Origin of the sequence: Actinomadura miaoliensis (assembly GCF_039536785.1) — a bacterium.
Lineage (GTDB): Bacteria > Actinomycetota > Actinomycetes > Streptosporangiales > Streptosporangiaceae > Spirillospora > Spirillospora miaoliensis.
The window spans coordinates 14,491-40,468 of the sequence record NZ_BAAAZG010000051.1 but is presented as its reverse complement, the minus strand read 5'-3'; the positions used below and the strand labels follow the sequence as shown (position 1 = coordinate 40,468).

The 25,978-nt window shown below is 73.5% G+C and carries 21 protein-coding genes and 1 riboswitch; of the genes, 7 read left to right on the top strand and 14 right to left on the bottom strand.

Features of this window, described 5'->3' with window-relative positions:
* Nucleotides 1–18: 18 nt before the first annotated feature.
* The 5 genes from ABD811_RS32135 to ABD811_RS32115 all read right to left on the bottom strand — a co-directional run bounded on the left by ABD811_RS32135 (nt 19) and on the right by ABD811_RS32115 (nt 6,070).
* Nucleotides 19–669 (bottom strand): DUF4142 domain-containing protein, encoded by a 651-nt coding sequence (locus tag ABD811_RS32135; RefSeq protein ID WP_344955293.1) that lies wholly within the window; start codon nt 667–669, stop codon nt 19–21.
* Nucleotides 670–913: 244 nt separating this feature from the next.
* The gene (locus ABD811_RS32130) at nt 914–2,407 is read right to left on the bottom strand and encodes a ferredoxin (RefSeq protein ID WP_344955291.1); all 1,494 of its coding nucleotides are present in this window, start codon (nt 2,405–2,407) and stop codon (nt 914–916) included.
* Nucleotides 2,404–3,195 (bottom strand): hypothetical protein, encoded by a 792-nt coding sequence (locus ABD811_RS32125; RefSeq protein WP_344955289.1) that lies wholly within the window; start codon nt 3,193–3,195, stop codon nt 2,404–2,406. The genes ABD811_RS32130 and ABD811_RS32125 overlap by 4 nt, the downstream gene beginning before the upstream one ends.
* Nucleotides 3,179–5,218: a hypothetical protein gene (locus tag ABD811_RS32120; protein WP_344955287.1), complete on the bottom strand. Its 2,040-nt coding sequence runs from the start codon at nt 5,216–5,218 to the stop codon at nt 3,179–3,181. The genes ABD811_RS32125 and ABD811_RS32120 overlap by 17 nt, the downstream gene beginning before the upstream one ends.
* Nucleotides 5,219–5,437: 219 nt before the next feature.
* Entirely contained in the window at nt 5,438–6,070 is a 633-nt protein-coding gene (locus ABD811_RS32115) for a TetR/AcrR family transcriptional regulator (RefSeq protein ID WP_344955285.1), read from the bottom strand.
* Between the two features lie 76 nt (nt 6,071–6,146).
* Between ABD811_RS32115 and ABD811_RS32110 the strand changes: the two genes are divergently transcribed.
* Nucleotides 6,147–7,349, top strand: a complete 1,203-nt coding sequence (locus tag ABD811_RS32110) for an MFS transporter (protein ID WP_344955284.1) — start codon at nt 6,147–6,149, stop codon at nt 7,347–7,349.
* Nucleotides 7,350–7,922: 573 nt separating this feature from the next.
* Here ABD811_RS32110 and ABD811_RS32105 read toward each other — a convergent pair.
* From ABD811_RS32105 to ctaE, 5 genes are all read right to left on the bottom strand, one after another.
* Nucleotides 7,923–9,056, bottom strand: a complete 1,134-nt coding sequence (locus ABD811_RS32105; protein WP_344955282.1) for a glycosyltransferase family 4 protein — start codon at nt 9,054–9,056, stop codon at nt 7,923–7,925.
* A gap of 81 nt (nt 9,057–9,137) precedes the next feature.
* Complete coding sequence (qcrB, locus tag ABD811_RS32100; protein WP_344955280.1) at nt 9,138–10,796, bottom strand: cytochrome bc1 complex cytochrome b subunit; 1,659 nt, start codon at nt 10,794–10,796, stop codon at nt 9,138–9,140.
* Nucleotides 10,793–11,905: a cytochrome bc1 complex Rieske iron-sulfur subunit gene (gene qcrA / locus ABD811_RS32095; RefSeq protein WP_344955278.1), complete on the bottom strand. Its 1,113-nt coding sequence runs from the start codon at nt 11,903–11,905 to the stop codon at nt 10,793–10,795. Before qcrA ends, qcrB begins: the two co-directional genes overlap by 4 nt.
* Nucleotides 11,902–12,813 (bottom strand): cytochrome bc1 complex diheme cytochrome c subunit, encoded by a 912-nt coding sequence (gene qcrC / locus ABD811_RS32090; protein WP_344955276.1) that lies wholly within the window; start codon nt 12,811–12,813, stop codon nt 11,902–11,904. The genes qcrA and qcrC overlap by 4 nt, the downstream gene beginning before the upstream one ends.
* 46 nt (nt 12,814–12,859) lie before the next feature.
* Nucleotides 12,860–13,519, bottom strand: coding sequence for an aa3-type cytochrome oxidase subunit III (gene ctaE, locus ABD811_RS32085; RefSeq protein ID WP_344955274.1), 660 nt, complete (start codon nt 13,517–13,519; stop codon nt 12,860–12,862).
* Between the two features lie 208 nt (nt 13,520–13,727).
* Between ctaE and ABD811_RS32080 the strand changes: the two genes are divergently transcribed.
* Together ABD811_RS32080 and trpD are read left to right on the top strand one after the other, a co-directional pair.
* Entirely contained in the window at nt 13,728–14,150 is a 423-nt protein-coding gene (locus tag ABD811_RS32080; protein ID WP_344955272.1) for a hypothetical protein, read from the top strand.
* An 86-nt stretch (nt 14,151–14,236) separates the two neighbouring features.
* Complete coding sequence (gene trpD / locus ABD811_RS32075; protein ID WP_344955271.1) at nt 14,237–15,286, top strand: anthranilate phosphoribosyltransferase; 1,050 nt, start codon at nt 14,237–14,239, stop codon at nt 15,284–15,286.
* A gap of 42 nt (nt 15,287–15,328) precedes the next feature.
* Here the strand turns inward: trpD and ABD811_RS32070 are convergent, their stop codons facing one another.
* From ABD811_RS32070 to ABD811_RS32060, 3 genes are all read right to left on the bottom strand, one after another.
* On the bottom strand, nt 15,329–15,616 hold the full coding sequence (locus tag ABD811_RS32070; RefSeq protein WP_344955269.1) for an Lrp/AsnC family transcriptional regulator: 288 nt from the start codon (nt 15,614–15,616) through the stop codon (nt 15,329–15,331).
* 41 nt (nt 15,617–15,657) lie between these two features.
* Nucleotides 15,658–16,404, bottom strand: a complete 747-nt coding sequence (locus ABD811_RS32065) for a rhomboid family intramembrane serine protease (RefSeq protein WP_344955267.1) — start codon at nt 16,402–16,404, stop codon at nt 15,658–15,660.
* A 72-nt stretch (nt 16,405–16,476) separates the two neighbouring features.
* Nucleotides 16,477–18,267, bottom strand: a complete 1,791-nt coding sequence (locus ABD811_RS32060; protein ID WP_344955265.1) for a DEDD exonuclease domain-containing protein — start codon at nt 18,265–18,267, stop codon at nt 16,477–16,479.
* 191 nt (nt 18,268–18,458) lie between these two features.
* Between ABD811_RS32060 and ABD811_RS32055 the strand changes: the two genes are divergently transcribed.
* The 4 genes from ABD811_RS32055 (at nt 18,459) to ABD811_RS32040 (ending at nt 24,622) form a co-directional block, all read left to right on the top strand.
* Nucleotides 18,459–19,853: an NYN domain-containing protein gene (locus ABD811_RS32055; RefSeq protein ID WP_344955263.1), complete on the top strand. Its 1,395-nt coding sequence runs from the start codon at nt 18,459–18,461 to the stop codon at nt 19,851–19,853.
* A 271-nt stretch (nt 19,854–20,124) separates the two neighbouring features.
* Complete coding sequence (locus ABD811_RS32050; RefSeq protein WP_344955261.1) at nt 20,125–21,036, top strand: C40 family peptidase; 912 nt, start codon at nt 20,125–20,127, stop codon at nt 21,034–21,036.
* 406 nt (nt 21,037–21,442) lie between these two features.
* Nucleotides 21,443–21,656: riboswitch (cyclic di-AMP (ydaO/yuaA leader) on the top strand.
* A 199-nt stretch (nt 21,657–21,855) separates the two neighbouring features.
* The gene (locus ABD811_RS32045; RefSeq protein WP_344955259.1) at nt 21,856–23,124 is read left to right on the top strand and encodes a hypothetical protein; all 1,269 of its coding nucleotides are present in this window, start codon (nt 21,856–21,858) and stop codon (nt 23,122–23,124) included.
* Between the two features lie 100 nt (nt 23,125–23,224).
* Nucleotides 23,225–24,622, top strand: a complete 1,398-nt coding sequence (locus tag ABD811_RS32040) for a M48 family metallopeptidase (RefSeq protein ID WP_344955258.1) — start codon at nt 23,225–23,227, stop codon at nt 24,620–24,622.
* On the opposite strand, the gene ABD811_RS32035 is transcribed toward ABD811_RS32040, so the two are convergent.
* Entirely contained in the window at nt 24,609–25,976 is a 1,368-nt protein-coding gene (locus ABD811_RS32035) for a L,D-transpeptidase (protein WP_344955257.1), read from the bottom strand. The two genes, ABD811_RS32040 and ABD811_RS32035, sit on opposite strands and share 14 nt — an antisense overlap.
* Nucleotides 25,977–25,978: the final 2 nt, after the last annotated feature.

Genomic DNA, 25,978 nt, shown 5'->3' with positions numbered 1-25,978 from the left:
GGAAGCGGGGTCGGGGACCTACTTGGAAACGAGGGACTCCTGTGTGGCCAGACCCGTGCTCTCCAGCAAGGTCATATGGGTGTTCACATAGCGCAGCGCGCGTTCGGCGAAGGCGCGGACCTCGGTGTTGCGGCTTTCTGAGCGAACCTGCGCGATCACCGGGAAGACCTTTCCGTGCGCGGCGCGCAGCCGCAGCACGAACGTCCGGTCGAAGTCGGCGCCGGTCGCCCCGGACATCTCCCGCAGCCAGCCCTGCTGGTCGGAGTTGGGCTGGCTGGGCAGCATCACGCCGAGGCGCCGGGCGGTGGTGCGGGTGTCGGCGTCCAGCTGCGCGTGCTGCTCGGCGATCATCTGGCCGACCTCCTTGACCCGGGCGCTGCCCGACCGCTCCTGGGCCATCTGGCCCGCGGGCATCTCCCACAGCCCGGCCAGGCGGACCTTGGTCAGCAGGTCACGGTCGAGAGGGCCCAGCGGACCCCACCGGGTCTCGGTCGTGGTCCCGGTGAGCGAGCCGCCGGACGCCCCGTTGGCCACCGACCGGCCCGGGGGGCTGAGCACCACGAACAGCGCCGCCCCCACCGCGACGACCGCGACCGCGACCAGAAGCATCTGGCTGCGCCCGAAACGTCGCAGCACGCGCATCTCCGCCGCTCCATAAGACTTTCCCACGCGATATCATTCCCCTTTCCGTGATCGCGTCGGCCGACCCGACGGGGGTCGCCGGTGAATACGCGCCGGAACCGTTCCCCGGTTCATTCGGATCACCTTTTTCCGCGTTTTCTCCGCGGCTTTTCGCGGGCAGCTTCGAACGCGCACGCCGGTGCCCGGCGCGCGTTTTCCGGAGGCGTTTTTCACCGCGGCGGCGCCGCGGGCGGCGCGGCGGCCCGGCGCCGGCCGTGCCGCCCGCCGCCGGTCATGCCGTGGTGACCCGCAGGGCCAGGGCGGGGCACATCGCGATGGCGCGCTGCACGTCGCGCTCCATCCAGGACGGGATCTCGGTGCCCAGCACCTGCGGGAACCCGTACCGGTCGAGCTGGATCAGCTCCGGCAGCAGGTACGCGCACAGGCCGTGCCCGTCGCAGCGCCCCCAGTCGATGGCGACCTTGCCTTCGGAGCCCTTGGGCACGGGCAGCGGCAGCACGCCGAACGTCTTCATGCCGCAGTCGCCGCCGCGCATGTGCAGGTCGATGTCGGCGCCGAAGGTGTCGAGCGCCGACACGACGAACTTGGCGGTGCCGTCGGGGTGCGAGCAGGCGCCCCGGCCGCGTCCGATCCCGGCGGCGCGCCGCACGTCGTCGGGGATGGCGGCCCCGCCCTTCAGCGCGTTCAGCGTGCGCACGATCTCCGGCAGGCCCAGGCGGCACGGGCCGCACTGCCCCGCCGAGTCGCGCGCCAGGTACGACACGATGCGGGTGACCTCGCCGAGCGGGCACGTCCCCTGGGTGAGGGGCACGATGATGCCCGCGCCGACCGTCCCGCCGACCTTGCGCATCCCCTTGCGGGACAGCACCGCCATGCTCACCTTCCGCGGGTCCAGCCACAGGCCGTGGTAGCCGCCGACGAGCACGGCCGGGCCGGGCGGGACGTCGCAGTGGTCCAGGACGGTCCGCAGCGGGGTGCCGAGCGGCGCCTCGACGACCTTGGTGCCGCCGATGGTCAGCAGTGTCGTGCCGGGCTCGTCGTCGGTGCCCGCCGACGCGTACAGGTCGGGGCCCAGCGACGTCAGCACGGCCAGCTGGGCGAACGTCTCGGTGTTGGACAGCAGGGTGGGGCAGCCGTCGACGCCGCGTTCGGCGGCGCGGACCTTGCGGGTCGGCGGCACCGGCAGCTCGCCGTTGATGGCGTTGATGACCGCGCCGGCCTGCCCGGAGATGAACCGTTCGGCCAGCAGCACCACCCGGGCGGGCATGCGCCGCTCGGTGATGGCGGCCCGGATCGAACGGGCGGCCTCCTCGCTCTCCACGGCCACCACGATGCGGCGGGTGCCGAGCGCGGTGGCGGCGATCTCGGCGCCGTCCAGCACCAGGTGCGGGGCCCGGGTGAGCAGCACCTTGTCCTTGAAGCTGGCGGGCTCTCCCTCGGCGCCGTTGACCACGACCACCGCGTCCTCGCTGTCGCGGCGGTCGTCGCGCTCCTCGCCGGGCAGCAGGTCGGTCTGGTCGGCCGAGGGGTACCGGATCCGCGCCGCCACCGCCATGATCTTGCGGGCGAACGGGAAGCCCGCGCCGCCGCGGCCGCGCAGGTCGACCTGCTCGCACATCTTGACCACGTCCTCCAGCACCGGCGTGTGCAGCTTGCCGTGCACGGCCAGGTGCCGGTTGAGGTCCAGGCGCTCGAAGCGGTCGAAGCCGAGCGTCAGCCGGGGTCCGCCGATGTTGCCGACGGTGATCGCGGAGGTGGACGTCATCGCACCACCTCACCGCCGCGGGCGCCCCCCTGCGGCGCGGACAGCGGGTCGGCCAGCGGATCGGCCGGCAGGTCGGCCAGGCCGGGCGCCTGGACGACGGTGCGCGGCGCCACGGTGGCCGGGTCGGTCATGCCCTGGCCGACGTAGCGGATCTCGCGTGGTTTGCCCGCCGTGAACAGCCGCGTGACCAGGGCCAGGAAGACCGCGCCCGCGCACAGGATGTAGCTGAGGTTCACCCAGTTCGCCGCGGCGCGTCCGGCGGTGAGCCCGTGCACCAGGGCCAGCGGCCAGGCGACGTAGGCGATCGCGTGCATGGACCGCCACAGCCACGGCGCGCCGCCGCGGAAGGCGAACCGGACGCGCAGCAGCCCGGTCAGCCCGAGGAAGATCATCATCTCGAAGGCGAGGGTGCCGAGCCCGACCGGGCCGAAGCTGGGAACGACGATCTGCGCCGGGGCGGCAAGCCCGCCCAGCACCTTGACGATGACGTGCGCGACCACGCACGTCACCGACAGCAGGGACGCGGCCCGGTGCGCGCCCTGGACCAGCACGCGGTGGCGGATGTGCAGGATGAACCGGTCGGTGGCCAGCAGGCCGCTGACCACGGCGGCGGTCAGCGTCAGCAGCGTGAACACGCCCACGTAGTAGTTCAGGAACGCCTGCACCTGGCCGGCCGCGGCGGCGCCCGGCGGGGTGGCCGCTCCCACCAGCACCAGCACCGAGGCGAGCGCGATGGCCCACAGCGCCCAGGACGGCAGGACGGGCTCGTCGCTACTGCGGATCTTCACTGGTCGAACTCCTATCCGGTGTTGCGGGAGGCGCGGGGTTTTCCTTTCCGGCTCCGGTCCCGGCACCGTTGCCGCCGTTGCCGTTGCCGTTGCCCTTTCCGTTGCCGTTGCCGCGTCCGGGCGCGTCGTCGCCGCCCTGGCCCGGAGGCGCGGTGTCGTCGGCGGGGGCCACCGGCCCGAGGTTGGCCAGCAACCCGCCGGGAAGCACCTGCATCAGCCCGCGCTGGGCGAACCCCAGCAGCGGGTTGGCCTGCTCGCGGAACGTCCATCCGCCGATCCGCGCGCCCTCCAGTGGCACCCCTTCGGCGCCGCGGCGCAAACCGAACTGCACCTCGGCGCGCGGGGCGGGCGCGCCGCCACAGGGCCGCGCCGTGCCGGTGCGTCCGAGCAGGTCGCCGCGCCGTACCACGCTGCCGTCCCGCAGCGCGGCGACCCCCCGCATCCGGTAGTAGGCGCTGGCCAGGCCGCTGTCGTGCAGCACCATGACCAGCGCGTTGCCCGCCCCGTCGCGGCAGAAGCGGTAGAACCGGCCGTCGCCCGCGGCCAGCACGCGCCCGTCCCCGCCGGAGAACGCCAGCGTGCCGAGCGGCCGGCCCGGCTGCGCCCCGCCCTCGGCGGCCGTGCCCATCGACCAGATCTCGCCGACCTTCCAGGGCAGCATGAGCCGGTCGCCGACGCGGGACCCGTTGGTCGCGGTGGCGGCCTGCTGGGCGGTGACGGAGCTGAAGCGGGCCAGCACCCTGGCCTCGTCCGCCGACATCACCCCGGCGGGCACCCGGCCGAGCTGGGCGGCGAACGCGCTGGAGCCCGACAGCGCGGTCTGCCAGCGTCCCAGCGACCAGCGCGCCACGAAGAACGCCACCTCGGGCATCGCCGAGCGGCCGTCCGGCACCGGGATCGCGGTGGTGCCGAACGCCCAGGTGCGGTCGGCGCTCATCCGGACGGTCGCGACGACGGGCTGCGCGGCCGGCTCCGCTCCGTACGCCTGCCGGGCCGCCGGGCCGCGCTGCAGCAGGGTGACGCGGCGGATCTGCGCGGTCAGCGTCTCGACGTCGGGCGCGGTCGGCGTGGACGCGCCGGGGTTCTGCGCGGGACGCGCCGGGGACTCGCCGCGCCGCGGCGTGGCCGACCGGTCGCGCGCCGGGGGCAGCGCGCCCGCGGACCCGGCCTGCTGCGGCGTGCCGATGGGGCCGCCCTCCAGGACGGCGCGTTCCACGACCGCGAGCAACGCCAGGCCGACGACGATGGACAGCGTCAGCGCGCCCGCGCTCAGCCGGTCGGTCTGGCCGAGCTTGATCCGCGGACGCGGCGCCGCCGCCGGGGCGCCGTCATCCCGCCGCCTCGGCCGGTCCGGTGTCCGCCCGTCCTCCTTGCCGCGCCGCTCCCTACCGCCGCGCCGCCTGCGCCCGTCCGCCCGCTCACGCCCCGTCCGGGCGGGCGGGCGCCCCTCGGCCCCGAGCCCGCGGGGGCCGGCCCGGAGACCTCGCGGGTCGTAGGCCAGGTCGGGGGACGTGGAGGTGAGATCCGGGGGCGCCCCTTCTCCCACGGCCGGGGTCCCGGGCGCGGGGAACCGGCCGCCCGCCGGGAACCGCGCGCTGGGATGCTGCTCGGGAGAGCGCCGTTCGCTGAGGGGACGCACGAGTGCGCTCCGGTCGCGTCCGGGCGGCTCGTACCGCCGCGTGGAGCGTCGCCGGGGAAGCTCGGGCGGCTCGGGCTGCGGCTCGGCGAAGGCCGATCCGGGCGGTCCCCCGGGAAGAGGCTCGTCCGGTGGGCGTTCGCCGAACAGCCATTCCTCGGCCACCCCGGCCGCGCGGGAACGCTGCCGCTTCTGTGGCCGCTGCCGCCGGTTACGGGACCGCCGGCGTGCGCCCGGCCGGTCCTCCCAGAAGCGCGCGTACGTCTCCGCCTGTGCGTACGCGTCCTCCTGCGAATTCGCAGAGGTCTCCTGCGGAGACACGTGTGTCGTCTGCGGCGACGCATAGGTGAAGCCCTGAGACGCATGCCTGCCGTCGCGTTGCGCCATGCCCCTCTCCTGTGGAAGGAGGCGGAGCGCTCGGCGAACGTGGGCATCGGCCCCTTACCGCGCCAGGCCCGCTCATACCCGGCGCCGGTTCCCTGAGACAGTGCGGCCGCCACGCCGGGAGCCCGCTCTGCTCCCGTGGCGTCCGGGGGCGTTCCCCTCATCGGGGTCGGCCCGCACCCACGGAGCATACGCCCCATGGGCCACCCGGATGTGCGCTGGTTACAAAAAATCCGTGTTCGCCAGTGCCATACGTACGAAGGCGGTCAGATGTTCACGCATCTCGGCGGCCGCTTCCGGACCGTCCAGGGGAGTGCGGAACAGCTCGGCGAGCTGCGGAAACGCCACGGGCGTCAGCGCCAGGCCGGTCAGCACGAGCAGCAGCCGCCCGATCTCGGGCGACGGCTCGCGGCCCAGGTTCGCGGCCAGCGAGGCGACCTTGTCCTGGCAGTGCGCGACCCGCCGCCGCTGCTCGGGCAGGCTCTCGGTGCGGCCGTACAGGCCCTCCCACAGCAGCAGCCGCGCCAGGTCGGGGTGGTCGCGGTAGTAGTCGAACATCCGCCCCACCCACCCGGCCGGGTCGTCGCCCGGCAGCGCGGTGACCTCGATCAGCTCGTCCAGCGCGGTCTCGATCACGGCGTCGAACAGCTTCTCCTTGTTGCCGAAGTAGCCGTAGATCCGCTCCTTGTTGACGCCGGCCCGGCGCGCGATGCGGTCCACCCGGGCCCCGGCGATGCCGTGTTCGGCGAACTCCTCGCGGGCGGCGGCGAGCAGCGCCAGCCGGGTCGACTCGGCGCGCGGGGAGGCGGCCCTGCCGGGCCCGGACGAGGTGGACGGGACGTCATCGCTGGGCATGGGCCACATGATAGCCACCACCGCCACCAACCGGTTGGTTGACTTCCAACCGGTTGGTTGGCTACTGTCGCCGACCATGGAGCGCACCACGTCCCCGCCGAAGACATCCGCCGCCTCCGCCGACCAGGCCCCCTCCTACGCGCCGACCGTCAGCACGGCGGCGGTCCTGGGCCTCACGGCGCTGCTGGCCACCTCGCAGCTGTACGCGATGATCCCGCTGCTCGGCCCCGCCGCCGCGGACTGGCACACCGGCGCGGCCTCGCTGACCTGGCTGGTCAGCGCGTTCGGGCTCGGGTACGCGGCCGGTTTCCTGCTGTTCGGCCCGCTGTCGGACCGGTTCGGGCGCCGCCGCGTCATCGTCGCCGGCATCGCCGCCACGGCCGTCACCACGGGGCTGGTGGCGGCGGCCCCCGGCCCGCACGCCGCGCTGGCCCTGCGCGTGCTGCAGGGCGTGACGACCGGCGCGTTCCCGCCCGTGGCCATGGCCTACATCGCCGAACGCGTCGCTCCCCGCCACCGGCTCACCACCGTGACCCTGCTGACCACCGGCTTCCTGTCGGCCGCGGTGGTCGGGCAGCTCGTCGCGCAGGGGCTGGCCGCGGCGCTGGACTGGCGCGCGTTCTTCGTCGTCGGCGCCGCCGCGTTCGTCCTGCTCGCCCTCGTCCTGCTGCGGGTGCTGCTGCCGGACGAGCCCCGTACCGACGGCTCCCCGCTGGACGCCTACCGCGCCATGCCGCCGTTGCTGGTCAGGCGCGACCTGCTGCCGCTCTACCTGGCCACGACCACGGTGCTGGCCGCGTTCGTCGCGATCTACACCGGGCTGCAGCTGACCGGCACGACCGGGCTGCTCGGGCTGCGGGCGAGCGCGCTGCCGGTGATCCTGGCCGTGCCGCTCCTCTCGTCGCGGCTGGCGCGCGTGCCCGCCCGCGCGCGGCTGGCCTTGGCCCTGGCCACGGCGGCGGCGGGCGTGGCCCTGGTCGGCCTGCTGCACCCCGGCACGCTCGGCCTGGCGCTGCTGCTCATGCTGGTCACCGCGGGAATCGCGGTCGCCATCCCCACCCTGATCGACACGATCGGGTCCCGGGCCGGCGCCGCCCGCGCGCCCGCCGTCTCGTTGTACTCGGCGCTGCTGTTCGCCGGGGCCAGCCTGGGCCCGCAGATCGCCGGAACGCTGGCCGCGCACGGCCTGGCCGCGCTCGGCTTCGCCCTGGCCGCCCTGCTCGCGGCGGGCGCGGTGCTACCGCTGGCCGGCCCGCGCGCCGCCCGTTCCGGCCGGTGACCAAGGCCTTAGCGCCGTCTGATTTGTCCCTTAAGTCGGCCCTAACGGGGTTCGCGGCGCCGCCCGCCCGCCCTAACGTCGAGGACGTCATCGGTCGCCGGCGCAACCGGAGGAGGTGCCCCGATGAACGATCACCGCAGCGGGGCGGCCCACCCCTTCTCCCGTCCAGCGGCGGCCGCATGCCGGGGTCGCGCCCCGGTCTCCCGTCCGCGCACACCCGATCCCGCCGGACCGGTCCGTCCGCACCGGGCGCCCGCCTCCAGGTTCTCCCCCACCCAGGGCGCCGAGGACGGCACCGCCGGGATCATCCGCCCTCCTCGACAGGGGCCGCGTGGACCTGGTCAACGGGAGCCGGGGCGTCCCCACCCGCGCACCGCCGGCGCTTCGCCGCGGTCACCTGACCGGCCGGTTCCGTGACGGACGCCCCGCCGACGGCGCGGTGGTAGGGAACCCCGCGGAACCGGCCCCCTGTCCCCCGGCCGAGCACCGTCTCTGGGCGAGCACGGCCCCCGGCACCGCCGCGTCATGACTCGTGGGGCCGCCCGCCGGCGCGCGGCGGGCGGCCCCACGTGACTACGGGCTGATCAGCGCGTCGAGACGGGCGGCCTGCACTTCCCAGCGCCACTCGCTCTCCACCCAGGCGCGTCCCCGCTGCCCCATCTCACGGGCCTTCCCCGGGTCGCGGAGCAGGCCGGCCAAGGCGGCGGCCACCGCGGGCACCGAACGCCCCTGCACCACCACGCCCGTCTCGCCGTCCAGCACGGCGTCGGGCGCGCCACCGGAATCCCCCGCGACGACGGGCAACCCCGTGGCGGACGCCTCCAGATAGACGATGCCGAGCCCTTCGACGTCCAGCCCTCTACGGCGTGTACGGCACGGCATGGCGAACACGTCGCCCGCGTCGTAGTGGGCGGGCAGTTCCTCCCACGGCACGCTGCCGGTGAACACCACCGCGTCGGCCACGCCCAGCGAAGCGGCCATGCGCTCAAGCTGGGGACGGTACGGCCCCCCGCCCACGAGCAGCAACGCCGCGTCCGGCACCTCCCGCTTCACGCGGGGCCAGGCGTGGATGAGCGCGTCCTGCCCCTTACGCGGCACCAACCGCGACACGCACACCACCACGGGACGGCCCGTCAGCCCGTACCGTTCCCGGATCTGCTCGCCCCCCGCCCCGGGGAAGAAGACCTTCTCGTCCACCCCCGGCGCGAGACGGGACATGCGCGCGGCGGCAGAAGGCGACAACGCCCTCGCCATACGCGACCGGGTGTACTCCCCCAGGTACGTCAGCACGTCCACGGTGTCGCCGATACGGCGCAACACCCGACGCGCCACCGGCAGCGACGCCCATCCGGCCTCGTGCCCGTGGGTGACGCCGACGAACCGCTCCACCCCGTACCGGCGCAACGGCGCGGCGAGCAGTCCCAGCGGGGCGGCGGCCCCGAACAGCACCGAGTCGCACCCCTCCGACCGGGCGATGTCACCCGCGCGGCGCAGCACGGTCGGCTCGGGCAGCATCAGCGACGTGGGATGCCGCACCACCGGGAACGGCTGCGCGGCGTCGAACGCCGCCGCTCCCTTCCAGGCGGGCGCGTACACCACGACGGAACCGGCCGGGCGCCGCAACGCCAGGTTGTGCACGAACGCCTGGATGCCGCCCGGTCGCGGCGGGAAGTCGTTGGTGACGACGAGGGTACGCGTGGGGTTCATGGACCTGTCAGTCAGTCGGATGACGCGAGGGCCCGTCACCGTACGCGGTGACGGGCCCTCGTCGTGGTGATACAGCGGATGCTAGCGGCTGAGCTCCTTCTTCTCGGCGCCGCCGTGCTCCCCGCTCTCGAGCTCGTGGTGCTCGCCGTGGTGGCCCTTGTCCTCGACGGGGATGTCGTCGAAGGTCCAGGCCCGCTGGAGCCGCGAGCGCAGGAAGCCCATCGGGCCCTTGGTCCCCGGCGCGGGGACGCCGCCGGCGTCCACCGCGGGAGCCTCGGGCTTGGCGTTCTCCTTGCTGAGGATGACGGTCTTGTCGTCCTCGCCGACCGGCACGTGCCGCTCGCTGAACTTGCCCTCGGGCGACATCACGATGATGCCGCTCTCCACGCCGTGGTCCATCACCGCCGCGTCCTTGCGCTGCAGGCCCAGGCAGATCCGCTTGGTGACGATGTACGCCACGACCGGCCCGACGAAGATGGCGAACCGGAAGAACCACGTGGTCGCGAACAGCGAGACGTGGAACCGCTCGGCGAGCACGTCGTTGGCGCCCGCCAGCCACAGCAGCCCGTAGAAGGTGACGGCCGCCATGCCCACGCCGGTGCGGACCGGGGCGTTGCGCGGACGCTCGTTGACGTGGTGGCTGCGGTTGTCGCCGGTCACCCACCGTTCGATGAACGGCCACGCCGCCGCGCCGCCGAAGACGATGCCCAGCGGCACCAGCGCGGGGATCAGCACGTTCAGGCTGAGCGTGTGGCCCCAGGCGGTGATCTCCCAGTTGGGCATGATGCGCAGCGAGCCCTCGAGCACGCCCATGTAGAAGTCGGGCTGCGAACCCGCCGAGATGGCGCCCGGGTCGTACGGCCCGAACAGCCAGATCGGGTTGATCTGGGTGAACGTCGACAGCAGCGCCAGCACCCCGAAGGTGAACAGGAAGTAGGCGCCCGTCTTGGCCATGAACACCGGGTAGAACGGGTAGCCGTAGACCTGCTTCTCGGTCTGGTTGCGGGTCGGCATCGCGGTGTGCTTCTGATGCCACATGATCATCATGTGGGCCGTCACCAGCGCCAGGATGATGCCCGGGATCAGCAGCACGTGCAGGGTGAACAGACGCGGGATCAGGTCTCCGTTGTCCCCCTCGGGGAACTCCCCGCCGAACAGGAACATGTACCCGTAGGTACCGACGAGCGGGATCGCCTCGAGCACACCCTGGGTGATGCGCAGGCCGGTGCCCGACAGCAGGTCGTCCGGCAGCGAGTAGCCGAACAGGCCCTCGATCATGCCCAGCGTGAACATGCCGATGCCGATCAGCCAGTTCAGCTCGCGCGGCTTGCGGTAGGCGCCGGTGAAGAACACCCGCAGCATGTGCGCCATGATCGACGCCATGAACAGGATGGCGGCCCAGTGGTGCAGCTGCCGCATGAGCAGGCCGCCGCGCACGTCGAAGCTGATGTGCAGCGCCGAGGCGTACGCCTCGGACATCTTCACGCCGTTGAGCTTGGTGTACGAGCCGTCGTAGATCACCTCGTGCATGCTCGGCTTGAACCACAGCGTGAGGAACGTGCCGGTCAGCAGGAGGATGATGAACGAGTAGAGGGCGATCTCGCCCAGCATGAACGACCAGTGGTCGGGGAACACCTTGCGCGCGTTGCGCTTGAAGAAGGTGGTGGACCCCAGGCGGTCGTCGAGGAAGTTCAGCGACCCCTCGACCGCCTTCGGCGCGGCCGGTGCGGTCTGGCTCATCCGCGCTCCCAGAAGCTCGGCCCGATGGGCTCGGGGAAGTCGCCGGTGGCCACCAGGTAACCGTCCTCCTCGGCCAGCGGCAGCTGCGGCAGCGGCCGCGCCGCCGGGCCGAAGATGACCTTGGCCCCCTCCGTGGCGTCGAAGGTCGACTGGTGGCACGGACACAGGATGTGGTGGGTGGTCTGCTCGTACAGCGCCGCCGGGCAGCCCACGTGCGTGCAGATCTTCGAGTACGCCACGATCCCGTTGACGTGCCAGTTCTCGCGTCCCTTGACGGGCTTGAACTGGTCCGCCGGGATGTTGATGAGGATCGTGACCGCCTTGGCGACCTCGTTCAGCGGGTGCTCGGTGTGCTCCTCGATGCCCTCCGGCAGCACGGTGATCATGCCGCCGGGGGTGGCGAAGTCACTGACCTTCAGCGGCTTGTTGGTGCCGTCCACCACCAGGCGCACGCCCTTCTTGCCCTGCGCCTGGGCCTTGCGGACGGCCTCGCCCCACCAGGTGTGGCGCAGCCGCTTCTCCGGCAGCGGGCCGAGGTCGCGCAGCAGCACCAGCGGCGCCAGGCCCAGCGGCGCGGCCGCCAGCAGCAGCGTGCGGCGCAGCAGCGGGCGCTTGGTGATGCCGCTCTCCTGGGCGCCGTCCAGGAACGTCTTGCTGAACGCCTCCCGGGTGGCGTCGTCGGCGCGCAGCTCGTGCCGCTCCTGCACGATCGGCTTGCTGGTCATCAGGCGCCGCACCCAGATGGTGACGCCGATGGCCATGGCGAGGAACGCCAGCGTCATCGTGCCGCCGAGCCACAGGTTGGACTCGCGGGCCCGGTCGATGCCGTGCATGCCGCCGTGGCGGCCGCTCCATCCGATGTAGTAGGCGATGAACGCCACGCTGGCGGCGAAGGCGAGCAGGAAGAACGCGGCCACCACGCGCTCGGCGCGCTTGGCCGACTGCTCGTCGAGCTCCTCGCCCGCGCCCTCGGGGGCGGAGATGTCGCCCTCGGGCAGCAGCCGCCGCTCGGCGGCGGGGGACGGCGTGCCGACCACGCGTCCGGGCGCGCCGCCCTCCTCCCGCGGCCGCTGCGCGCCGCCGGTGCCTTGGTCCTTGTTCTCGCTCATGACTTCTTCAGCTTCTTCGGCTTCTTCGCGGTGATCCACATCGCCGCCAGGACGAGCAGGCCGAGCCCGATCAGCCAGCCCGCCAGGCCCTCGGAGACCGGGCCGACGCGGCCCAGGCCGTTACCGCCCGGGTTGGGCTCCTCGCGCGTCTGCACCAGGTAGGCGATGATGTCCCGCTTGTTCTCGGGCGTCAGCGTGGTGTCGTTGAACACCGGCATGGCCTGCGGGCCGGTCAGCATGGCCTCGTAGATCTGGGTCGGCGTCACGTCGCTCTTGTCCAGCGGCGGGGCGTACTTGCCGCCGGTCAGCGCGCCGCCCGACCCCACGAAGTTGTGGCACTGGGCGCAGTTGGTCCGGAACAGCTTGCCGCCGAGCGCGGCGTCGCCCTTGGCCGGGTCGACCTGCTCGGCGCCGGGAACGGCCGGGCCGCCGCCCAGCGAGGCGATGTAGTTGCGCAGGTCGGCCAGGTTCTTCTCGGCCTGGGCCTTCTGCTTCTCGGCGGCCTCGCGCTTCTCCGGCTCGTGGTAGTCGGTCTTGACGTCGACGTTGAACTCGGGGATCGGCCGTTTGCGCGGCATCTGCGCGCCCGGGTTCATCGCCGGCATGCGGCCCGTGCTGACCTGGAAGTCGACCGAGGCGGCGCCGACACCGAGCAGGCTCGGCGCGATCGGCTTGCCGTTGGCGTCCTTGGTGCCCTCGCCGTTCTGGCCGTGGCAGCTGGCGCAGTTCTTGTTGTACAGCTGCCGGCCGTTCTGCAGATCCTCTGCTGCCTGGGCGTTACCGGCCGCCTCGGCGCGGTCGTTCTGCGGCGTGAAGCCGGCATAGAGGACGCCGATCGCCGCCAGGGCCGCCAGGACGACGGCGTAGCCCGCCCATGGGCGCCGTCGCCATGCGGTGAACCTTTTCACGGAAATCCCCGTTCGGGTCATGATCGTCGGTACGAGGGTTGGAACGTCAGATGTCGAGCAGATAGATCGCGCCGAACAGGCCGATCCACACCACGTCGACGAAGTGCCAGTAGTACGACACCACGATCGCGCTCGTCGCCTGCTCGTGGGTCCAGCGCTTCGCGGCGTAGGTGCGGCCCAGCACGAACAGGAACGCGATCAGCCCACCGGTCACGTGCAGACCGTGGAAGCCCGTGGTCAGGTAGAAGACCGACCCGTAAGCCGAGGAGGACAGGGTCAGGCCGTCCTTGGTGACCAGGTTGTAGTACTCGTAGCACTGGCCGGCCACGAAGTACGCGCCCATCAGGAACGACAGCACGTACCACTCGCGCAGACCCCAGCCGCGCACGTTCAGCAGGCTACCGGAGCGGCCGACCTTGCCGGCCTCGGCCTTGAACACGCCCATCTGGCAGGTCACTGACGAAAGCACCAGAATCGTGGTGTTGACCGCCGACAGCGGCAGGTCGAGTGGGGCGCCGGGCCACGCGCCGTGCCCCTCCTGGCCGATCGTCACGGAGCGGATCGTGAAGAACATCGCGAACAGAGCCGCGAAGAACATCAGCTCGGACGACAGCCAGACGATCGTCCCCACGCTGACGAGGTTGGGACGGTTCGCCCGAGCGTGAGGTGTTGTCTCTATCGCGGTTGCTGTTGCCACGGGCAGCATTATTACGTCACCTGTCCGCCGACCCGTGCATGACCCCCCATCAGCGGCTCGTGGAGGTGTTCACACGGCGACTCCACGGCACCGCCGCCCCCATGACGCACAACCCGTCCCACGAGGCCGGCGCCGGGGGCCTGCTTGGGGGAACGTCCGGACGCGGCGGGTCGGCCGCCTCGCTCCCGCGCGGGCGGAACGGGTAGCCTTCTCTGCCATGAGCACCGCGCCGGAGAGCCCCGTGAAGGTTCTCATCTACAGCGACGACGCCGGCACCCGCGCCCAGATCAAGATGGCGATCGGCCGCCGTCCCGCCGCCGACCTGCCGAAGGTGGAGTACGTCGAGATCGCCACCCAGCCCGCCGTGGTGGAACGGCTGGACCGCGGCGACATCGACGTCCTGGTGGTCGACGCCGAGGCGCAGCCCGCCGGGGGCCTCGGGGTCTGCCGGCAGGCCAAGGACGAGGTCTACGACTGCCCGCCGGTGCTCGCCGTCATCGCCCGGCGCGACGACGGCTGGCTGGCGACCTGGTCGCGGGCCGACGCCGTGGTGAGCCTGCCGCTGGACCCGATGGCGGTGGCCCGCGCGGTGGCCGACCTGGTGCGCATGCGCACCGCCGACCGCCTCCCGGCCGTCTAGCCGGCGAGCCGTACCCGACCGCTTCACCCGCTCCGCCCGGCCGCCGGCCGGTCGAGCCGGGCCGACCCGCCCCTCGGGGGAACACCATGGATCCGCGCACCACCTGGCCGGCGCTGCTGGGCGCCCTGCTCGACGGAGAGTCGCTGTCCAGCGAGGAGACCGCCTGGGCCATGAACACGATCATGGCCGGGGAGGCGACCGACGTGCAGATCGCCGGGTTCGCGGTGGCCATGCGCGCCAAGGGCGAGACGGTGGCGGAGGTGGCCGGGCTGGCCGACGGCATGCTGGCCAACGCCACCGCGATCGCGGTGCCCGGCCGCATCGCCGACCTGGTCGGCACCGGCGGCGACCGCGCCCACACCGTCAACATCTCCACGATGGCGGCGGTGGTGGCGGCCGCGGCGGGCGTGCGGGTGGTCAAGCACGGCAACCGGGCGGCGTCGTCGTCGTGCGGCGCGGCCGACCTGCTGGAGGCGCTCGGCGTGGCCATCGACCTGCCGCCCGCGCGCAACGCCCGGGTGGCCGAGGAGCTGGGGATCACGTTCTGCTTCGCGCCGCTGTACCACCCGGCGTTCAAGTACGTGTCCAAGCCGCGCCGCGAGCTGGGCACCCCCACGGTGTTCAACTTCCTGGGGCCGCTGACCAACCCGGCCCGCCCCACCTGCCAGGCGGTGGGCGTGTTCCACCCGCGCATGGCGGGCGTCATCGCGGGCGTGTTCGCCGAACGGGGCTGCTCGTCGCTGGTGTTCCGCGGCGACGACGGGCTCGACGAGCTGACCACCACCGGCACGTCCACGGTGTGGGTGGTGCGCGACGGCGCGGTCACCGAGACCACCTTCGACCCGGCCGAGCTGGGCATCCCCCGGGCCAAGCCGGAGGACCTGCGCGGCGCCGACGCCGCCTACAACGCGGGCGTGGCCCGCGCGGTGTTCGCCGGTGAGCGCGGCCCGGTCCGCGACATGGTGCTGCTGAACGCGGCGGCGCTGATGGTGGCCTACGACGGCGTCCCGGCCGCGAGCGGGCTCACCGCGGCGCTGGGCGAGGCGCAGTCCCGTGCCGCCGAGGCCGTCGACTCCGGCGCCGCCGCCACGCTCCTCGACCGCTGGGCCGCCACCTCCCAGTCCCTCAAGAACTGACGCTGCCTACAGGGAGGGGGCGCCCCCCTTCACCCCCGAAGCTCAGTCGGCGTCGGGGAGGCCGAGGGAGAAGGCCGCCTCCAGGTCGTGCTGGGAGTAGGTGCGAAAGGCGATGTGGGTCTCGGTGTCCAGGATGCCGGGGACCTTGTTGAGACGGCCCGGGATGACGTCGTTCAGCTCCTCGTGGCGGCGCACCCGCACCATGGCGATCAGGTCGTACTCGCCGGTCACCGAGTAGACCTCGCTGACGTTCTCCAGCGCGGCGACCGCCTCGGCCACCTCGTGGATGCGCGCCACGTCGGTCTTGACGAACACGATGGCGGTGACCACCGCAACCTCCCCAGCCTCTGGTACGACTCCGTCGCCCGACTCTACCCGCGGCTGAGCGCGGCGATCTTGCGGGCCGGGCCCGCGCGCCGGGCCAGCAGCGCGAACAGCATGCCCGCCACGAAGCCGTAGATGTGCGCGACGTAGGCGACGTTGCTCTCGTCGTCGCCCGTCGACAGCCACTGGATGATGAACCAGTAGCCCAGCACGGTCCACACCGGCAGGCGGATCACCACGGGCATGAGCAGGCTGACGATGCGGCCGCGGGGGTTGAGCACCAGGTAGGCGCCCAGCACCCCGGCGATGGCGCCGGACGCGCCGATGAGCGGCGTGCCGGTGTCGGCGGAGGTGTAGGCGTACCCGTACACCGCGACCAGGCCGAACGCCAGGTAGCTGAGCAGGTACCGCCAGCGGCCGAGGCGGTCCTCCACGCCCTGCCCGACGACGAACAGGGCGACCAGGTTGCCGATCAGGTGCAGGGCCCCCGAGTGCAGGAACATCGAGGTGAACGCCGACAGCCACGGGGTCTTGTCGTAGGTCACCGGGCCGCAGCGGCGGACGATCGACTCCGGCGGCGGCAGCTGCCGGCCGGTGGTCAGCTCCTCGGGCACGGCACCGTGCTCCAGGACGAACTCGGCCGCGCGGCACTCGCGCGCCCGGCCCTCCCCGTACCAGGTGGCGAAGTTCGCCATGGGGGTGAGCAGGTACACCACGACGTTCACCGCCACCAGCGTGTAGGTGACCCAGGGCACCCTCCGGGTCGGCTGGCTGTCGTACAGCGGCAGGGCCATGCGCGGGGGGATCCCTTCCGGAGGACGGTGGAGCGCCGGGTCAGTCCGTCACCCTAGCGGGCCGCGGCGCCGTCAGCGCAGGGGGCGCCGGGCCCCGTGGTCCTCGGGGTCGGGCGTCACGTAGGCGGCCTCGATCCAGCGGCGCAGGCCCTCGGCGCCGTGCACGGGACAGCTCCACTCCCCCCGCACCTCGGCCAGGCGGGCGCCGGGCGAGTCGAGCCAGCGCAGCACGCACTCCATCTCCTCGGCGCCGGCGGCGCCCGCCGGACCTGGCCCGGGGAACACGGTCTCGGCGGTGGCGACGAGGGCGTCGACGTACGGGCGCGGGTGGGCGTGCGGGGGGATCGTCCCGGCCGCGGCGAGCCTGCCGTAGCGCACCACGGCCAGCTCCCAGCCGCCGTCGAACGCGGGACGCGCGCCCACCAGCTGGGAGCAGCGGGCGAGCGCGGCCAGGCGCTGGCTGCGCGCCGCGGCGCGGACGAACGCGGCGAGCCGGTCGCGTTGGACGGCGGCCTCCTCGTAGCGCAGCTCGGCGGCGAGGCGGTCGATGCGCACCTGCGCCGCGGCGACGACGGGACGCACGTCGCCCGCCATGACCGACCGGGCGGTGTCGGCGTGGCCGGCGTAGGCGTCGGCGCTCTGGCGGCCCTCGCACGGGGCGCCGCAGCGGCCGAGGTCGGCGAGCACGCAGGTGCGGGCCCGTCCGGCGGCGATGAGCCGGGGGGTGAGCCGCTGGGTGCACTGGCGCAGCGGGACGGCCTCGTGCAGCGCGGCGCGGGCCTCCTCGGCCTGCCGCCGCGAGGCCATCGGCCCCAGGTAGGCGGCGCCGTCGTCGCGGCATTCGCGCACGATCGACAGCCGCGGGAACGGCTCAACGGTCAGCTTCAGCCACAGCGACCGTTCGGGGAACTTGGAGCGGCGGTTGTAGCGGGGCTTGTGCTCGGCGATGAGCCGCAGCTCGCGGACCTCGGCCTCCAGGCCGGTGGCGCACACGATGGTGCGGACGCGTTCGGCCAGGCCGACCATCTCGCGCACGCGCAGCCGGGTCTCCGAGCCGGTGAAGTAGCTGCGCACGCGCGAGCGCAGGTCGCCGCTCTTGCCGACGTACAGGACCTCGCCGCGGGCGTCCTCGAACAGGTAGACGCCGGGGGCGCTGGGCACGTCGGCGGCCAGGTGGCGTTTGCGGCGCTGCTCGGGGGTGGGCGCCTTGGCGAACCCGCGCAGCTCCTCCAGCGAGTGCACGCCGAACGAGCCGAGCCGTTCGATGAGCCCGTGCAGCACGTCGACGGTGGCGCGGGCGTCGGCGAGCGCGCGGTGGCAGGGCGCGGTGCCGGTGCGGAAGAACCGCGCCAGGGTGTCGAGCTTGCAGTTGGGCACCTCGTCGCGGGTCAGCACGCGGCGGGCCAGGTCGACGGTGTCGACGACGGGGAACGCGGGCCAGGCGTAGCCGTGGGCGGCGCAGGCGGCCTTGAGGAAGGAGATGTCGAACCCGGCGTTGTGCGCCACCAGCACGGCGCCTCGGGCGAACTCCAGGAACGCCGGGAGCACCGCCTCGATGCGGGGGGCGGCGGTCACCATGGCCTGGGTGATGCCGGTGAGCGCGGTGATGAACGGCGGGATGGGGCCGCCCGGGTCGACGAGTGTGCCGAACTCCCCCAGCGGTTCGCCGCCGCGGACCTTGACCGCGCCGATCTCGGTGATGGCCGAGTCGGCGGGCGAGCCGCCGGTGGTCTCCAGGTCGACCACGACGAAGGTGACCTCGCCGAGGGGCGTGCCGAGGTCGTCGAGGGTGCCCTGGACGCCGTGGAGTGGGGCGGGTCCGCCGCGGGAGGCGTGACCGCGATGGCCGGGCACAGCAGTCATGCTGGCGACCGTAGAGGACGCCACCGACAGTGCCGGGGCCGCTAGTGTGGACATCGCCGGAACGCACCGTGTGGCCGCTGTGCCCTCGGGGGGCGGGCGCGAACCGGCCGAACCCTTGCCGGGGGGGGACGACCCCCCAGCCCCCCGGGGTGGCAAGGGGGTCGGGGGATCACGCGTTCGCGCTGGTTAAGGTGCATGACGCCCGGGAACAGACAGCGCACCGGGGGTCATTTCGGCCTGGGAGGAGCAGGACCATCGACAGCGGCCCGGATCCGGACGAGCGGCTCGCCCGTCCCCTCCCCGAGGCGGTCCGGCAGCACGTCGTCGAGGCCGCCGCGGAACTGATCGGCGCCCTCCCGCCCGACGAGGTGCCCGTTCCGCTGCGCCCGTTCGCCCGTTTCGAGCGGCGCAAGCGCGCCAAGTTCGCCGCGCAGCACATCGCGGCGCTGCTGGAGAAGGACGAGGCGTTCCGGCGCCGCGTCGCCGAGCCGCTGCGCGCCGGGCAGGCCGAGCTGGCCGAGGCGCTGGAGGCGGGGCAGGTGCCGCCCGCCGCCGACCCGGTGCGGGTGGCGGCGCTGGCGTACCTGCTGCGGCCGGACGGCTGGACGCGGCAGGTGGAGGCGGCGCGCGAGGACCTGGAGCGGTCGGCCACCGCCTCGGAGGAGGCCGCCGCCGAGCGCCGCGTCGCGGCCCTGCGCGAGGAGCTGGCGGCCGTGCGCGCGACGCGTTCGGCCGAGGCGGACAAGCTGCGGGCCGAACTGCGCGAGGCCAAGGCCGAGATCGCCGATCTGCGGCGCAAGCTGCACGAGGCGCGCGCGAAGGCGCGCACGGTGCGCGAGCACGCCGAGGCGACGGTGGCCGCGGCCGAGCGGCGGCTGGCGGCGGCGCTGGAGTCGGCGGCGGCCGACTCCAAGGAGCTGCGGCGGCTGCGCGCCCGGCTGGGGCAGGCCGAGGCGAACGCCGAGGCGGCCCGCCGCGCCGCGCGGGAGGGCCGCAACATCGACGACGTGCGGCTGCGCATGCTGCTGGACGCGCTGGTGGACGCCGCGCAGGGGGTGCGGCGGGAGCTGGCGCTGCCGTCCACGATCGGCCGCCCGGCCGACGCGGTCGGCGGGGTGGCGCCGGACCGGCAGGCGCTGCGGGCGCTGCCCGGCCGGTCGCTGTCGGACGACGACCCGCAGCTGCTGGACCGGCTGCTGACGCTGCCGCAGGTGCATCTGGTCGTGGACGGCTACAACGTCACCAAGACCGGCTACGGGGAGCTGCCGCTGTCGGACCAGCGGATCCGGCTGCTGTCGGGGCTGGGCGGCCTGGCGGCGCAGACCCGCGCCGAGGTGACGTGCGTGTTCGACGGCGCCGACCTGGACGCCCCGGTGGCGATCAACCCGCCGCGCGGGGTGCGGGTGCTGTTCAGCCGTCCCGGGCAGACCGCCGACGAGCTGATCGGCGAGCTGGTGCGGGCCGAGCCGTCGGGCCGGGCGATCGTGGTGGTGTCGTCCGACCGGGAGGTGGCCGACGCGGCCCGCCGCGCGGGGGCCCGTCCCGCTCCGTCGACCCTGCTGCTGCGCCGTCTGGGCCGCTCCTGAGCGCTCGGCGATCATGCCGTGACACAGCGTGGCCATGTGCCAAACAAGCAGTGCAAGTAGTGACGAATCGGTTGTGACTGGTGTGACCCCTCGCTAGTGTCGTCCGCTGATGTCATGGACGAGAGGGGCATAACCGACCGTGACCAGTCATTTGACCGGGGCTCCCGCGGCGGACTCGCGAGGCCCACGGAGTCTCTTCGGGGGGCACCTCGCCCCCCGGCGCCTGGTGGCGACCGCCTGCCTCACCCTGGCGGCGTCCCTGACGGTGCCCATGGCGGCGGCGAATGCCGAGCCGACGCCGAGCGCGGCCGACGCCCGCAAGAAGCTGACCAAGCTCAACGAGCAGGTCGAGCAGCTGGTCGAGAAGTACAACCAGGTCGGCGAGGACCTGAAGATCGCCAAGCGCAAGCTGCAGGCGACCAAGAGGGCCGGCGCGGACGAGCAGAAGACCTTCAACGAGCTGCGCCGCAAGATCGCCGAGATGGCGGCCACCGCGTACAAGAACGGTGACACCGGCGACGTCGTCGGGTTCGCCGGCGCGGAGGACCCGCAGAAGATCCTCGACCAGTCCGCGGTGATCTCGCACCTGTCGCGCAACCGCAGTTCGGAGCTGGACCAGTTCCTGGCCTCCACGCAGCGGCTGCGCCGGGAGCAGGCGCAGGCCCAGGCGGCCTACGACGAGGTCGCCAAGAAGGCCAAGGAGCTGCGGGAGAAGAAGGCCGAGGTCGACAAGTCGATCGCGGCGCAGAAGAAGCTGCTGCGCAGGCTCGGCGAGCGCGACGACAAGCCCGGCGCGGGCGGCGGGGCCACCTACAACGGCCCGGCCAGCGGGTCGGCGCGCACGGCGATCAACTTCGCCTACGCGCAGCTCGGCAAGCCGTACGTGTACGGCGCCGAGGGGCCGAACGGCTACGACTGCTCGGGGCTGACCATGCGCGCCTGGGGTGCGGCCGGGGTGAACCTGCCGCGCGTCACCAACAGCCAGTACGCCGCGACCCGCCGCGTGTCGTTCGACGCGCTGCAGCCCGGCGACCTGGTGTTCTTCAACAGCCTCGGGCACGTGGGGCTGTACATCGGCGGCGGCAAGATGATCCACGCGCCGCGCACCGGCAAGAACGTGGAGATCGTCTCGATCACCTCGGGCTACTACCGGACGAACTTCTACGGCGCCGGACGGGTCTGACGGCCCGCGCTCCCCTCGCCCCCGCCCCGTTTTCGCGACTACGGTCCAGGTCAGATGCGCTCTGACCTGGACCGTAGATCTTTTTGTCGGGTATTTGCCTATCCGTCGCTCTTTGGTACTTTGTGATCGCTTGCGACGCCCGCCAGGCGCCGTACCAGCGGCGACGTCTCCCAGGCGTCGCCCCCGCGGCACCCGCCAGGTGCCGCGCCCCGCAGCGGCACACCGTGCCGCGTCATCCCCGCGGCATCCGCCAGATGCCGTCCCCCGCTCGCCGGTCCCAGGCCGCACGTGCGCACGCCTCGGTGTGCATGGCGCCGTGAGCGCGTCACGGAGGCCCATCGGGCCCGGCCGGACGGATCCCGCACCCGGGACCGTCCTTCAGCAAGTCCAGCCGAACAAGTTCATCGCCGCTTGGCCGCCGAGTCCGCCCCGAACACGCGGGGTGGAGCCGGGGACCCACCGAGCCGGCCGTCGCGGACCCGTCCGTACGGGCCGTCGCCGGCTCCGGGGTGAATCGGCGCCCATGTCTCGCACCCGGAGTAGTCGGGACATGTGCGCCGTAGGTCGACTTCCACGACCGAACCCGTCAGCTAACCCGGTAGGCGTCTGGAAGGAGTGAGCGCCACCTGAGAACTCTTTCTGAGAACACGGACCGCCAGCCCGGTATTCCGGCGGTCTCCATCTTCCGGGGTCCATGACGGACCGAACCACAGTCTCTGCCGCGGCGTGGCCGCCCCCTGACGGGCGGCCACGCCGTTCTGTCTTTCCATCCCGGTCACGCCGCATGGGCGGCACCGCTCCCCGCATAGGATCGCGCGCATGATGGACGACGACGGTCGCCCCGAGACGGACGGGACACCGGCCCGCCGGGTCTCGCGCCGCGCGGCCGTCATCGCGACCGTGGTCGCCCTGGCGGGATGCCTGCTGACGGGCCTCGGCCTGACCGCCGCCGGGTCCGACTCGCCCGCCCGCACCACGGCCTCCGCGACGCCCACCGCCGTGCCCGACGCGCGCGCGGTCGCGGCCGTCCTGGCCAACCGGACGCGCGCCGTACGCGAACGCGACCGCACCGCCTTCATGGCCACGGTCGCCACCGCCCCGGCCCCGTACCGCGACGCCCAGGGCCGCCTGTTCGACAACCTGCTCCGGCTTCCGCTGGCGTCGTGGAGCGAGACGCTCGACCGCGTCGAACCCGGCTCCGCCGTGGCCCGCGTGCGGCTGAGCTACCGTCTGCGCGGCTTCGACGACGCATCCGTCGTCCGCATCCGCTACCTGACGTTCGCGCCGCGTGCGGGCTTCTGGACGGTCGTGGGCGACGGCTCCGCGCGCGGCCTGGCCGACGACGGCGACGTCTTCGACGGCGGCCCGCTCACCGTGGTGCGGGGCCGCCACACCCTCGTGGTGGGCGACGGGCCGCGCCTGGAAGAGATCGCCCGCCGCCTGGACGCGGCCGTGCCCGTCGTCGCCGGCGTGACCGGCGACGGCCGGCGGCCGCGCACCGTCGCGCTCGTGCCCGCCGAAGCCCGGCTGGCCGCCGCGCTGGCCGGGCCGTCGCAGAACCTCGACCAGATCGCCGCCGTCGCCACCGTGGCGCCCACCGCCGAGGGCCCCGGCGCCGACCGCGTGGTCGTCTCCCCCACCGCGTTCGCCCGCCTCAACGAGCTGGGCCGCGACGTCGTGCTGACGCACGAGCTGACCCACGTGGCCACCGGCGGCGCACGCGACGGCCGCACCCCGCTGTGGCTGATCGAGGGCCTGGCCGACTACGTCGGCTACCTGCGGGCAGACGTCGGCGTCCGGTCGGCGGCCCGCGAGCTGCGCGCCGAGGTCGCCGCCGGGCGGCTGCCCGCCCGGCTCCCCGGCCGCGCCGACTTCGACGGCTCCTCGCCGCGGCTGTCGCAGGCGTACCAGGGGGCGTGGCTGGCGTGCCGGATGATCGCTGAGCGGTACGGTGAGGCCACGCTGGTCCGGCTCTACCGGGCCGCGGGCCGCATGCCGGAGGACACCGCGCTGCGCGGGACACTGGGCGTCGGCCCGAACCGTTTCACCGCGCTGTGGCGCGACTATCTGCGCGAGGAGCTGGGCTGACGAGACGGGCGGCAGGGCCGGGTGACGACACCGGGCCGACGGCACCGGGCCGGCGACGAGACGAGCCGGACGGCGGGACGGCGTGTGCGGAGGCGAGGCAGTGAGCGGCGAGCGCGGCGAGAACACGGCGGACGCTCCGGTGAGCGCCGCCCGGGCGAGCAACCCACCGCCCCAGCCGGAGCAGGCCCCACGGGGGCGTGCCAGGCCACGGGTGGCGGCGGCGGTCGCGTCGGTGGTGCTGTTCGCGGCCGTGGGCGTCGTGCTGGCGGTCACCACGCCGTGGAACCCGCTGCCCGGACGCGTCCCCGGCGGGCACGTCGCCCCCGACCCGGCCCTCGACTTCACCCCCGCCCAGATCGAACGGTCGCGGGCGTTCGACGCGGCCCTGGCCCCGCCCGCGTACGCGGGGCTGCTCATCGGCCTGGCCCTCGTGCTCGTCCTGGGGCTGACGCCCCTGGGGGCGCGGTTCGTGGGCTGGGCGACGGCCCGGGTGCGGTGGTGGCCGCTGCGCGTGGCCGTGGCGGCGCTGCTGCTCACCGCGGTCGTGCGGGTGGCGGGGCTGCCCTTCGACGCGTGGAGCGAGTCGGTGCTGCGCCGCTACGGGCTGTCCACCCAGTCGTGGGCGTCGTGGCTGACCGACCAGCTCAAGTCCTTGGGCATCACCTGGGTGATCTGGACGGTGGCGCTGGCACTGCTGTACGTGCTGGTGCGGCGCCTCCCCCGCTGGTGGTGGGCCGGGGCCGCGGCGGGCGGGTTCCTCCTGGTCGTCGCCGCGTCGTTCGCCTACCCGGTGGCGGTCGAGCCGCTGTTCAACCGGTTCCACTCGCTGCCCGCCGGCCCGCTGCGCAGCGAACTGCTGGCGATGGCCGAGCGCGACGGAGTCCCGGTGACGGACGTGCTGGTCGCCGACGCGTCACGGCGCACCACCGCGCTCAACGCCTACGTCTCCGGGTTCGGGTCCACGCGGCGCATCGTCGTCTACGACACCCTGCTGAAGAACACCCCGCCCGAGCGGGTCGAGTCGATCGTGGCGCACGAGCTGGGGCACGCCAAGAACGACGACGTGCTCCACGGCACGCTCATCGGCGCGCTGGCCGTCTCCGGGGGGATCTGCCTGCTCTACGTGCTGCTGACCTCGCCCCGGCTGCAAAGACGCGCGGGCGTCGACGGCGGCGGCGTGGGGGCCGCCCGTTCGGCCGCGCTCGTGCTGGCCCTGGTGACGGTGGCCACCCAGGTGGGCGCCCCCGTGCAGAACCTCATCAGCAGGCACATCGAGGCCCGCGCCGACGCGCACTCCCTCGACCTGACCCGCGACCCGGTCACGTTCGTGTCGATGCAGCACGAACTGTCGGTGCGCAACATCTCCGACCTGCGTCCCGACCCGGTGGAGTACGTGCTGTGGCGGACGCACCCCGCCGGCCCTCAGCGCATCGCCATGGCCCGCGACTGGGCGCGCATGCACGGCGTGCCTGAGCCGCCCCCGCTCAATCGCCGCTAGCTCCCCCGTCGCCGTTGGGCGTGCCCTGGGACGAGCGCGGACCGGCCTGGCTGGGCGCCTGCACGGCGCTCCGCGCGGAGGTGCTGCCGTTCGGCCCCACCAGCAGCGACCGGTTCAACGCGCTGCCCTTCACCCAGTCGTCCCACTTCATCTGCCAGTACCCCCAGCCGTTGTTGGGCTCCAGCTCGCGTGAGCTGCCCGTCACCGTCAGCGGGTCGCCCCGGTAGACGAAGTCGTAGAACCAGCGCGCGTTCTCGGGGCTGGCGTTGACGCACCCGTGGCTGACGTTCTCCGACCCCTGCGAGCCCACGGACCAGGGGGCGCTGTGCACGTACTCGCCGCTGTTGGAGATGCGGACGGCGTAGTAGACGATCTGGCGGTAGTAGTCGGGGCATCCGGGTCCGCAGCCCACCGTGGCCGAGTCCATGATGACCGGGTTGCCCTTCTCCATGGTCAGATGCACGCCGTTGGTGGTGGTGTACTTCTCGATGCCGCCGCGCCCCATGCTGATGGGGATGGTGCGCACGAGACGGCCGTTGTGCGTCACCCACATCTGGTGGCTGTCCTCGTCGGCCCTGATGATGTGCTGGTCGCCCACGCGGAAGCGCACGTCGAAGTTCCTGGTGCCGTACAGCCCGGTGCCGGCGCGCACGCCGCTCAGGTGCGCACGGAACCTCACGTCGGTCTGGGTGGGCCAGTAGTTCCTGGTGCGGAACACCAGGCTCTGGTCGTCGAACCAGTGCCAGGCGCCCTCCACCGGTTTGGACGAGCTCAGCTCCAGCGCGCGTTCCACTGCGGCGCGGTCGGTCACCTCCTGCCCGAAGCGCAGCACGATGGGCATGCCGACGCCCACGGTCTCCCTGTCGTCGGGCCCGTCGAGGGTCGCCTCCAGGATCCGCTCGGGCCTGGCGGTGCCGAAGACGCTGGTGACCGTGCGCGTCCTGCCGTCACGGCCGAGCGCGGTCGCGACGACGGTGTAGTCGGTGTCCGGGTCGAGCGTCCAGCGGGACCGCCAGCGGTCGCGCTGGAGGTTCAGCCCGCCCTCGACGCGGGTGCCCTTCGTCGTCACCGTGACGTTCTCGATGGTGCCGTTGCGGGCCCGCACGTCGATCGCCCTGTCGGGCCGCGCCAGCGCGGTGCCGTCCCTGGGGGTCACCTCCAGGCGCACCGCGTCGCGCGGGTCCGGTCTGCGTCCGCCGCTGTCGTCGCAGGCGGCCGCGCCGCCCGTGACCGCGAGCGCCGCGCCGAGCAGCAGCGCCCCCCGCCGCCGGCGCGGGCCCGCCGGGCCGCACCGCCGCCGGACGGTCGCGGCGGGCCGTCCGCCGCCCCTCGTGCCCCAGATCCCGACGCGCACCG

Coding starts and splice junctions, on each gene's coding strand:
- ABD811_RS32130 (WP_344955291.1), bottom strand. CDS start 2,407: ATGACGTCCACCTCCGCGATCACCGTCGGCAACATCGGCGGACCCCGG.
- ABD811_RS32120 (WP_344955287.1), bottom strand. CDS start 5,218: ATGGCGCAACGCGACGGCAGGCATGCGTCTCAGGGCTTCACCTATGCG.
- ABD811_RS32115 (WP_344955285.1), bottom strand. CDS start 6,070: ATGCCCAGCGATGACGTCCCGTCCACCTCGTCCGGGCCCGGCAGGGCC.
- ABD811_RS32110 (WP_344955284.1), top strand. CDS start 6,147: ATGGAGCGCACCACGTCCCCGCCGAAGACATCCGCCGCCTCCGCCGAC.
- ABD811_RS32105 (WP_344955282.1), bottom strand. CDS start 9,056: ATGAACCCCACGCGTACCCTCGTCGTCACCAACGACTTCCCGCCGCGA.
- qcrB (WP_344955280.1), bottom strand. CDS start 10,796: ATGAGCCAGACCGCACCGGCCGCGCCGAAGGCGGTCGAGGGGTCGCTG.
- qcrA (WP_344955278.1), bottom strand. CDS start 11,905: ATGAGCGAGAACAAGGACCAAGGCACCGGCGGCGCGCAGCGGCCGCGG.
- ctaE (WP_344955274.1), bottom strand. CDS start 13,519: ATGCTGCCCGTGGCAACAGCAACCGCGATAGAGACAACACCTCACGCT.
- ABD811_RS32080 (WP_344955272.1), top strand. CDS start 13,728: ATGAGCACCGCGCCGGAGAGCCCCGTGAAGGTTCTCATCTACAGCGAC.
- trpD (WP_344955271.1), top strand. CDS start 14,237: ATGGATCCGCGCACCACCTGGCCGGCGCTGCTGGGCGCCCTGCTCGAC.
- ABD811_RS32065 (WP_344955267.1), bottom strand. CDS start 16,404: ATGGCCCTGCCGCTGTACGACAGCCAGCCGACCCGGAGGGTGCCCTGG.
- ABD811_RS32060 (WP_344955265.1), bottom strand. CDS start 18,267: ATGACTGCTGTGCCCGGCCATCGCGGTCACGCCTCCCGCGGCGGACCC.
- ABD811_RS32050 (WP_344955261.1), top strand. CDS start 20,125: ATGGCGGCGGCGAATGCCGAGCCGACGCCGAGCGCGGCCGACGCCCGC.
- ABD811_RS32045 (WP_344955259.1), top strand. CDS start 21,856: ATGATGGACGACGACGGTCGCCCCGAGACGGACGGGACACCGGCCCGC.